Origin of the sequence: Sphaerotilus sp. (assembly GCF_013299175.1) — a bacterium.
Taxonomy (GTDB): domain Bacteria; phylum Pseudomonadota; class Gammaproteobacteria; order Burkholderiales; family Burkholderiaceae_C; genus Sphaerotilus.
In genome coordinates, this window is the sequence record NZ_JAAFKF010000122.1 from 1 (window position 1) to 10186 (window position 10186).

General features: G+C 69.9%; 6 protein-coding genes and 1 pseudogene. 6 read left to right on the forward strand and 1 reads right to left on the reverse strand.

Annotated features, from left to right (window positions below; all coding sequences use genetic code 11):
- Positions 1-168 precede the first annotated feature (168 nt).
- The 6 genes from QZW52_RS16705 (at position 169) to QZW52_RS16730 (ending at position 9954) form a co-directional block, all read left to right on the forward strand.
- Positions 169-1125 (forward strand): alpha-E domain-containing protein, encoded by a 957-nt coding sequence (locus QZW52_RS16705; protein ID WP_294000821.1) that lies wholly within the window; start codon positions 169-171, stop codon positions 1123-1125.
- 26 nt (positions 1126-1151) lie between these two features.
- Entirely contained in the window at positions 1152-4664 is a 3513-nt protein-coding gene (locus tag QZW52_RS16710) for a transglutaminase family protein (RefSeq protein WP_294000822.1), read from the forward strand.
- Between the two features lie 40 nt (positions 4665-4704).
- Positions 4705-7320, forward strand: coding sequence for a circularly permuted type 2 ATP-grasp protein (locus tag QZW52_RS16715; protein ID WP_294000823.1), 2616 nt, complete (start codon positions 4705-4707; stop codon positions 7318-7320).
- Entirely contained in the window at positions 7311-8192 is an 882-nt protein-coding gene (locus QZW52_RS16720; RefSeq protein ID WP_294000825.1) for a transglutaminase family protein, read from the forward strand. The genes QZW52_RS16715 and QZW52_RS16720 overlap by 10 nt, the downstream gene beginning before the upstream one ends.
- Before the next feature lie 61 nt (positions 8193-8253).
- The gene (locus QZW52_RS16725; protein ID WP_294000826.1) at positions 8254-9051 is read left to right on the forward strand and encodes a transglutaminase family protein; all 798 of its coding nucleotides are present in this window, start codon (positions 8254-8256) and stop codon (positions 9049-9051) included.
- Between the two features lie 87 nt (positions 9052-9138).
- Complete coding sequence (locus QZW52_RS16730; protein WP_294000828.1) at positions 9139-9954, forward strand: hypothetical protein; 816 nt, start codon at positions 9139-9141, stop codon at positions 9952-9954.
- A 25-nt stretch (positions 9955-9979) separates the two neighbouring features.
- Here the strand turns inward: QZW52_RS16730 and QZW52_RS16735 are convergent.
- Positions 9980-10186 (reverse strand): annotated as a pseudogene (locus QZW52_RS16735) (hypothetical protein); the annotation flags it as partial.

Below are 10186 nucleotides of genomic sequence, written 5' to 3' on the forward strand. Positions count from 1 at the left end.
TGCGACCCTTCGTGCTGTCGGGCAAGTCGGTGCAGATGGTGGCGGGCGGCCTGACCCGCGTGGCCCTCAAGGAAGGCTCCCTGGTGGTCAACTCGTCGCAGGGCGGTGGCACCAAGGACACCTGGGTGCTTGAGGACTGATGCGGAATGCGGATTGAGGACTGAACAAATGCTGTCAAGAACTGCCGATCACCTGTTCTGGATGTCGCGCTACATGGAGCGCGCCGAAAACACCGCCCGGATGCTGGACGTGAACTACCAGACCGCCCTGCTGCCGCAATCGACGGCGGTGTCGGAGCTGGGCTGGCGCGGCCTGCTGAGCATCTCCGAGCTGAGCGGCGACTTCGCCCGGCGCTACGGCGATGTCACCGCCCAGAGCGTCATGGACTACATGGTCCGCGACGAGCGCAACCCGTCGTCGATCTTCAGTTGCCTGCGGGCGGCGCGGGAAAACGCCCGTGCGGTGCGCGGCGCCTTGACGACCGAAGTCTGGGAAACCACCAACCAGACCTGGCTCGAATTCAACCGCCTGCTGCGCGAGAACACCTTCGAGCGCGACCCGAGCGGCTTGTTCGAGTGGGTCAAGTTCCGCTCGCACCTGTCGCGCGGCGTGCAGGTCGGCACCATGCTCCAGGACGAGTCGCTGCACTTCGTCCGCATCGGCACCTTCCTGGAACGCGCCGACAACACGGCCCGGCTGCTCGACGTGAAGTTCCACGCCGTCGAGAGCGATTTCTACGGCGCCGCCGATGCCCGCGATCAGGAATACGACTTCTACCACTGGTCGGCGATCCTGCGCTCGGTGTCCGGCTTCGAGGTCTACCGCAAGGTCTACCGCAACGTGATCCAGCCGGAGAAGGTGGCCGAGCTGCTGATCCTGCGCCAGGACATGCCGCGCTCGCTGGCGGCCTGCACGCAGGAAGTGGTCATCAACCTGAAGCTGGTGGCGCCCGATCAGTCCTCCGAAACCCTGCGCCGCGCGGGCCGGCTGCATGCGGACCTGGAATTCGGCCGCATCGACGAGATCCTCTCCACCGGCCTGCACGCCTACCTGACGCAGTTCCTCGACCGCGTCGGCGACCTCGGGGCCGGCATCAGCCGCGATTTCCTCGTGGCCGTTCACTGACACCAGAATCCAGAAAGCACTCTCCCGTGTCCATCCACGTCGCGCTCAGTCACGTCACCCACTACACCTACGACCGCCTGGTCAACTTGGCGCCACAGATCGTGCGCCTGCGTCCGGCGCCGCACTGCCGCACGCCGATCCTGTCCTACTCGCTGCGGGTCGAGCCAGAAACCCACTTCATCAACTGGCAGCAGGATCCGTTCTCGAACTACCTCGGCCGCCTCGTCTTCCCGGAACCGACGCGCCACTTCAAGGTCACCGTCGATCTGGTGGCCGAGATGTCGGTCTACAACCCGTTCGACTTCTTCCTGGAGCCGAGCGCCGAGAACTACCCCTTCGTCTACGAGGACGGGCTGAAGCAGGAGCTGGCCCCGTATCTGGTGCCGGAGACCGCCACGCCGGCACTGCAGGCGTTCGTGGATTCGATCGACCGCAAGGAGGTCCGCACGATCGACTTCCTCGTCGGCCTCAACCAGCGGCTGCAACAGGACATCCAGTACGGCATCCGGCTGGAGCCGGGCGTGCAGACGCCGGAGGAGACGCTGACGCTGAAGTCGGGTTCGTGCCGTGACTCGGGCTGGCTGATGGTGGAGACGCTGCGCCACCTGGGGCTGGCAGCGCGGTTTGTCTCGGGCTACCTGATCCAGTTGAAATCGGACGTGAAGGCCCTCGACGGCCCGAGCGGCACCGAGGTCGATTTCACCGACCTGCACGCCTGGTGCGAGGTCTATCTGCCCGGCGGGGGCTGGATCGGTCTGGACCCCACGTCGGGTCTGATGGCGGGTGAAGGCCACATCCCGCTGGCCTGCACGCCGCAGCCGTCGAGCGCGGCGCCGATCAGCGGAGCGGTGGACAAGTGCGAGGTCGAGTTCAGCCATGCGATGCGGGTCACGCGCGTCTGGGAATCGCCGCGCGTCACCAAGCCCTACACCGAAGACCAGTGGGGCGCGATGCTGGCGCTGGGCGAGGCGGTGGATGCCGAGCTGGTGGCGGGCGATGTGCGTCTGACGATGGGGGGCGAGCCGACGTTTGTCTCGGTCGATGACCGGGACGGCGCGGAATGGAACACCGATGCGCTCGGCCCGACCAAGCGCCTGTACGCACAGGAGCTGGTTGGCCGCTTGCGTGACGAATACGGCCAGGGCGGTTTCCTGCACTTCGGCCAGGGCAAGTGGTACCCGGGCGAGCAACTGCCGCGCTGGGCCTTGTCGATCTACTGGCGCAAGGACGGTCAGCCCTGCTGGCACAACCCGGAGCTGTTCGCCGACGAGCGCGATCCGCACCAGTACACCGCCGCCGATGCGCAGCGGTTCATCCGCCACCTGAGCGCCAAGCTCGGCATGACGGACGACTACGTCCAGACCGGGCACGAGGACACCTGGTACTACCTGTGGCGCGAGCGCCGCCTGCCGGTCAACGTCGATCCCTTCGACAGCCGGCTGGAGGACGAGCTGGAGCGGGTGCGCCTGCGCCGGGTCTTCACGCAGGGGCTGGAGGCGCCGATCGGCTACGTGCTGCCGCTCAAGCCCGAAGCCGTGCCGGGCCTGAGCGGCCCGCGCTGGGTGACGGGTCCGTGGTTCTTCCGCGACGAGCGGATGTACCTGATCCCCGGTGATTCGCCGATGGGCTACCGGCTGCCGCTGGACTCGCTGCCCTGGGTGGCGAAGAAGGACTATCCCTTCCAGATCGACCACGATCCCTTCGCCCAGCGCGACGCACTGCCGCCGTCGTCCCAAGTCCGCAGCCAGTACGCCGCGCATGTCATCGGCGGTGGTTTCGCCGAAGGCGGCACGGTGGCGCTGCAGCGTGGTGGCCCGGCGGAAGGGGATTACGTGTTCGGCGATGTCTTCGGTGCCGAGGTGGCCGGGAACGGGCCGGGCGCCGTGCCGCGCGCGGCTCCGCTGTCGCCCCTGTCGGGTCTGAGCGCGGAGGAGCTGGCCCGCCATCCGCAGCGTTTCGAATCCGCGCACTGGATCACCCGCACCGCGCTGTGCGTCGAGGCCCGTGATCCGCGCCGCGCCAATGGCCCGAAGGCGGAAGGCGTGGGCCAGGCCACCGGCGTGCTCTACGTCTTCATGCCGCCGCTGTCGCACCTGGAGGACTACCTCGACCTGCTCGCCGCGGTCGAGGCCACGGCCGCCGATCTGCGCGTCCAGATCGTCCTCGAAGGCTACCCGCCGCCGCGCGACCCCCGCCTGACGGTGCTGCAGGTCACGCCGGACCCGGGCGTCATCGAGGTCAACATCCACCCGGCGCACAGTTGGCGCGATCTGGTGTCGCAGACCGAGTTCCTCTACGACGCCGCGTGGAAGACCCGCCTGTCCACCGAGAAGTTCATGCTCGACGGCCGCCACACCGGCACCGGCGGCGGCAACCACATGGTCATGGGCGGCGCGACCCCGGCGGATTCCCCGTTCCTGCGCCGGCCGGACCTGCTGGCCTCGCTGCTGACCTACTGGCACAACCACCCGTCCCTGAGCTACCTGTTCTCGGGCATGTTCATCGGCCCGACCAGCCAGGCCCCGCGGGTCGACGAGGCCCGCAACGACCAGGTCTACGAGCTGGAAATCGCGCTGGCCGAGATCGAGCGCAACAAGGCGGTCTACGGCACGGACATGCCGCCCTGGCTGGTGGACCGCACGCTGCGCAATGTGCTGATCGATGTCACCGGCAACACGCACCGCAGCGAGTTCTGCATAGACAAGCTGTATTCGCCGGATTCGTCCACGGGGCGGCTCGGCCTGCTGGAGCTGCGCGCCTTCGAGATGCCGCCGCATGCGCGCATGTCGATCGTCCAGCAACTGCTGCTGCGCACGCTGATCGCCCGGTTCTGGAAAGAGCCGTACCGCGCGCCGCTGGTGCGCTGGGGCACCGAGCTGCACGACCGCTTCCTGCTGCCGACGTTCGTGAAGATGGACCTCGACGACGTGATGGCCGATCTGCAGGCGGATGGCTATGCGTTCGACGCGCAGTGGTTCGCGCCGCACCTGGAGTTTCGCTTCCCGAAGGTGGGCGAGATGGCGGCGCGGGGCGTGCATCTGACGCTGCGCAACGCGCTGGAGCCGTGGCACGTGATGGGCGAGGAGGGCGCGATCGGTGGCACGGTGCGCTACGTCGATTCGTCGCTGGAGCGCATCGAGGTGCTGGTCACCGGGCTGGTCGATCCGCGCCATGTCGTCACCGTCAACGGCGAGCCGCTGGCGCTGCAGCCGACGGGCCGGGTGGGCGAGTACGTGGCGGGGGTGCGTTACCGTGCCTGGCAGCCACCGGCCGCGCTGCACCCGACCATCGGCGTCCATGCGCCGCTGACCTTCGATCTGGTGGACACCTGGAACCACCGCTCGCTGGGCGGCTGCCAGTACCACGTGGCGCATCCGGGCGGACGCAACCACGACACCTTCCCGGTCAACTCGTTCGAGGCCGAGAGCCGCCGTCTGGCGCGCTTCTTCGCGATGGGCCACACCCCGGGCAAGGTCGTGCCGGGCGTGGCGCAGCGCAGTCTGGAGTTCCCCTTCACGCTGGACCTGCGCCGGAGCTGATCCGGGCGGATGCGGCGCTGATTCGGGGCATGATGCGCCCATGCAATCGAGTCTCCTTCCCGATGAAGCGCCCGAGGCTGCCGTGCTGGCGGCCTCGTCCGCCTTGCACGGTACGCCAGGGCACCGTGACGAACTGCGCGGATTCCTGACCGGTGCGCCGGGCGCTGCGGGTCCGCTCGACCTGGCGCCCGTGTGGACGCGCTTCTTCAACGTCAACGGAACCGCCGGCTGGCAGGATCTCGCCGCCCGCCTCGCCCGCGTGCAACGGCGCGTGCGCGAGGATGGCGCGACCTACAACGTCTACGCCGAAGGGGGGGACAGCGCCCGCTCCTGGCCGCTGGAGCTGCTGCCGCTGCTGATCACGCCGCAGGAATGGACCCGCATCGAGGCGGGCGTGAAGCAGCGGGCGCGGCTGCTGGATGCCGTGCTGGCGGACATCTACGGGGCACAGGATCTGCTGCACGATGGTTTCCTGCCCCCGTCGCTGGTGCTGGCACATCCGCAGTACCTGCGGCCGATGCACGGGGTGAAACCGGCCGGTGGACGTTGGCTGCAGATGGTGGCCTTCGATCTGGCGCGCCGGCCCGACGGGCAGTGGCGCGTGGTTGGCCACCGCTCGCAGGCGCCCTCCGGCCTGGGCTACCTGCTGGAGAACCGCCTCGTCATCGGCCAGCAGTTCCCCGAAGCCTTCCGCGAACTCAAGGTGCAGCGCGTGGCCTCGGCCTTCCGGGCGCTGATGGACGGCTTGCTGCGCGTCAGCCCGGCCGGTGAACGCTCGCGCGTGGCGCTGCTGACACCAGGGCCGCGCAACGAAACCTACTTCGAACACGTCTTCCTCGCCCGCTATCTGGGGGTCACGCTGGTCGAGGGGTCGGACCTGACGGTGCGCCACCAGAAGGTGTATCTGAAGACGCTGCACGGGCTGGAGCGCGTGCATGTGCTGCTGCGCCGGGTGGACGACGAGTGGCTTGACCCGCTGGAGCTGCGCGGGGATTCGGCGCTGGGGGTGCCGGGGCTGGTGCAGGCGGTGCGGGCGGGCGAGGTGGTGGTGGCGAATGCGCCGGGTGCGGGGGTGCTGGAGAGTCCGGGCTTGAGTGCCTTCTGGCCGGGCGTGGCCAAGCGGGTGCTGGGCGAGGAGCTGCTGCTGCCGGCGCACACCAGTTGGTGGTGCGGCGAGGCCAGCGTCTGGGCGGCCAACCGGCGCAAGCTGCGCGAGTTCGTGATCGTGCCGACCTTCTCTCCGAGCGCCATGACGACGAGTTTCGCGCCCGTGATGGCCAGCGAGCTGGACGCCGACGCCCTGCGCCAATGGGAAGCCCGCATCGACGCCGATCCGGCCGCGCACACGCTCATGGCCCCCGCCCGCCCGTCGGAGCTGCCCGTGTGGCACGCCGGCCGGCTGGAGCCGCGGCCCGTGGTCGTGCGGGTCTACGCCATGTCGGACGGCGCGGGCGGCTGGTGCGTGCTGCCCGGCGGCTTGACCCGGGTGGCCAACCGGCGCGCCGGGGAAGGCTCCGGCAGCGGCGGCACCGATGCCTACCTGTCCATGCAGGCGGGATCGGCCAGCACCGACACCTGGGTGCTGACCGATGGCCAGGTCGATCCCACCACCTTGCTGCCCCGGCCGCTGGAGCCGGCCGAGCTGGCGGACTGGCGGCGCGTCATCACCAGCCGCGCCGCCGAGAACCTGTTCTGGCTGGGCCGCTACACCGAGCGGGCGGAAAACTCGGTGCGGCTGTCGCGCCTGACGCTGGAGGCGTTGCCTGCGGGCAGCACCGGGGTGCTCCAGGTGATGCACAGCCTGCTGGTGCGCCACGGCATGATCCCGGCGGTGGTGCCGCTGCCCGCGCACCCGTCGGGTCAGGCGGCGCGGGTCTTCGAGCGTTCGCTGGTCCACGCGATGGGCGATCCGCGTGCGGGGGCCAGTGTCGCGTTCAACCTGCAGGCCCTGCGCGGCTGTGCCGAGGCGCTGCGCGAGCGGCTGTCCACCGAACACTGGGGCCTGATCAAGGACTTGAGCGAGCTGTTCCCGCGCAAACTCGCCGCCATCGAGTCGCGCGAAGGGCACGAGCCGCTCAGCGACGTGCTGGGCGTGCTCAACCAGGCGGCGCTGCACCTGGCCGCGATCACCGGCGCCCAGACCGACCGCATGACCCGCGATGACGGCTGGCGCCTGCTCAGCGTGGCGCGCCAGATCGAGCGGCTTGACATGCTCGCCAATGCGCTGGCCACCGGGTTCAAGGCCGGCCTGACGGAGACGGACGACGGGTTCGCGCTGCTGCTCGGGCTGTTCGACTCGACCATCACCTACCGGGCGCACTTCCAGGCCCGGCGCGAAGTGCCGCCGCTGCTGCATCTGCTGGTGCTCGACACCGACAATCCGCGCTCGCTGGCCTGGGTGGCCCGCACCCTGCGGGAGCGGCTGCGCAAGCTCGCCCGCCACGATCCCGCCTGGGCCGAACAGATCGTGCAGGCCCTGCCGCGCCCGGAAGACTGGTCGCTGGAGGCCCTGAGCACCCGCGATGCCGACGGGCGTTACACCACCTTGCTCGATGCGCTGCGGACCTGCTGCACGGCCGTGCTGGGTTTGTCCAATGAAATCAGCCGCCACCTGTTCTCGCATGTGGGGCCAGCCGACCGTACCGTATGGCAGTGACGCTGCGTGTGCTCCACGAAACCGGCTACGCCTACGACGCGCCGGTCGAACTCGCCCACCACCTCGGCCACCTGCGCCCGCGTGACACCCCGCTGCAGCGGATGCGCACCTGGGAGCTGTCGGTCACTCCGTCACCGGACGAGGGCATCCACCAGAGCGTCGATTCCTGGGGCAACCACCGTGCCGGTTTCTCGCATTCGCGGGTGCATGACCGGCTGCTGGTGGTGTCACGCTTTGTGGTCGAGATCGACCCGCTGCCCCTGCTGCGCCCGGAGACCAGCCCGCCGTGGGAAGCGGTAGCGGCGCGGCTGCGCTACCGGCCCGGTGCCGGCTTCGACGAGGCGGTGGAGTTCGCACTCGGCTCGGCCTACGCCCCCCGCGAGGCGTCGCTGGCACGCTTCGCCGGGCGGGTTTTCCGGCCCGGCACGCCGCTGCTGGCTGGCGCGCTGGCGATGATGCACCTCATCTTCCGGTACTTTGCCTATGCGCCGCTGGCCACGTCGGTCAACACCCGCGCGCCGGAAGCCCTGGCGCAGCGGCAGGGCGTTTGCCAGGACTTCGCCCACGTCATGATCGGCGCGATGCGCTCGATCGGGTTGGCGGCGCGCTACGTCAGCGGCTACCTGCTGACCCACCCGCCACCGGGCCAGCCGCGGCTGGTCGGCGCCGATGCGTCGCACGCCTGGGTGTCGGTGTGGTGCCCGGTCCACGGCTGGGTGGCGCTGGACCCGACCAACGCCGTGCCCGCCGGCACCGACCACGTCACGCTGGCCTGGGGGCGCGATTACGCCGACGTGGCCCCCTTGCGGGGCGTGATCCGCGGCGGCGGGCGGGCGGAGCCACGGGTGGCGGTGACGGTGGAGCCGCTGTAAAGCCAGTGCAGAGCCGCTGCAGAGCGCGGTGGCATGGCCTGTGTCTTGCATGATGCGGAGGGTGAAGTACCTGATCCGCCACCGCACCCACTACCGCTACACCCAGCCGCTGCGCAGCGCCGTCCAGACGCTGTGCCTGACACCGCGCCACACCGACACCCAGCACGTCCACCACTGGCGGCTCGATGCCTCGGTGCCGCTGCAGCCGCAGACCGATGCCTGGGGCAACCACAGCCATGTGCTGGCCGTGGGGGCGGGGGCACGGGCGCTGCTGTGCGAGGCCACAGGGTTGGTGGAAACGCTGGGCGACGCGCTGCACACCGACCTGCACGGACCCGATCCCCGCCTCTACCGGATGCCTTCGCCACTGGCGACACCGGACGCGGCGCTGCGCGATGCGGCGCTGGCGGCGGTGCGGGGACAGACAGATCCTCTGGCGCAGGCGCTGGACCTGCTGGCGCTGGTGGCCGAGCGCGTGGCCTACCGGCCGGGCCGCACCGATGCCCGCACCACCGCCGCGCAGGCGTGGCAGGGGGGCGCCGGCGTCTGCCAGGACCAGGCGCATGTGCTGGTGGCGGCGTGCCGGGCGGTGGGGCTGGCGGCGCGCTATGTGAGCGGGTATTTCCATGCACAGGGCGCGCCCGAGCTGGCCAGCCACGCTTGGGCGCAGGTGTGCCTCGATCCCGCCGAGCGGCGCTGGCTGGGGCTGGACGTGACGCACGGCTGCGTGGTGGATGCGCGCCATGTGCAGACGGCGGTCGGGCCGGACTACGCGGCCTGCGCACCGGTGCGGGGTGTGCGCAGCGGGGGTGGGCACGAGCAGCTCACGGTGTCGGTGGAGATCACGCTGCAGGGTTGAACAACTACAGTTTTGCCGCCCTGATGTCGATAGCGTTGCATCGGTGATGCCTTCACCGCCCCAACGACAGTGGACAGCGCCAACGCCATGATCAAAGCCCTGCAACGTCTTCAGCGACTGCTGGGGTCGCGCCACGAGGCCACCGCCGATCCCCAAGTGCTCGACGCGTGGGCCGAAGCCCGCGGGCACCGGCTCAAGCGGGTCCGCAATGCCGATGGCCGCGTGGTCGAGTTCGACTGGGAAGGGCGGCGGGGGCGGCTCGAATGGGGACCGAGCAAGCGCGCCTACCTCGTGGGGCAGGAGCTGCGGGTGTGCATCGAGGCGGGTCTGCCGCAGCACCTGGAGATGCTGCTGATGTCGCGCTCGCTGGCCCAGCGGCTGGATTCGCAGGCGTACCAGACCCTCGTGCAAGACCAGCAGACCGGCATCGACACGACACTGCCGGAGGAGGTCCGCTGGCTGTCGATGCTGGAGCGGGTGCCGGTGCCGTCCACGGTGGCGGGCTACGTGATGCTGTCGTCCTCGCCGCCGCACGCCCAGCGTTGGCTGGAGGGCGACCTGCTCAGCCGCGTCAGCCGTGCCGCCCACAACTGGCTGGGTGACGATGCGCCGCTGGTGCTGATGACGCTGCGCGGCCGGATCTATTTGCGCACCGAGGCGCAGGTGACAGAGGCGACCGTGCTCGATGGGGCGTGCAACCTCGCCGAGGCGGCGGCGGCGTCGGCGCGCCAGTTGATGACCAAGGCGGCTGCGGTGACGGTGGCGCGCGAGGTGTCGGGTAGCCGGCTGTCGAATGCGTCGCGGCTGGACGAGCCGTCGGTGATGGAGATCCCGATGGACTCGGACATCATGGCGCTGGGGATGCCATCACGCATCGGGCCGCACGCCGACATCAACGTGTGAGCGTGTGAGCGTGTGAAAGAACGTCTCAGGCGCCGGCCTTGACCGCGTGCTTCCAGGCCAGTTCCGCCATCGGCCGCGCCCCGGCCCCCGCCTGCCGCGCCTGCGCACTCGACGCCGTGCCATCGACCACCCGCCGCGCGATGCCCTGCAGGATCGCCGCGATGCGGAACATGTTGTAGGCGAGGTAGTAGTCCCAGTCCGGCATCAGCGCCTCGAACGCCAGCCCGCCCTC

Bases quoted from the DNA above. Each gene is read 5' to 3' on its own strand.
- QZW52_RS16720 (WP_294000825.1), top strand. From the start codon at position 7,311: ATGGCAGTGACGCTGCGTGTGCTCCACGAAACCGGCTACGCCTACGAC.
- QZW52_RS16705 (WP_294000821.1), top strand. From the start codon at position 169: ATGCTGTCAAGAACTGCCGATCACCTGTTCTGGATGTCGCGCTACATG.
- QZW52_RS16730 (WP_294000828.1), top strand. From the start codon at position 9,139: ATGATCAAAGCCCTGCAACGTCTTCAGCGACTGCTGGGGTCGCGCCAC.
- QZW52_RS16715 (WP_294000823.1), top strand. From the start codon at position 4,705: ATGCAATCGAGTCTCCTTCCCGATGAAGCGCCCGAGGCTGCCGTGCTG.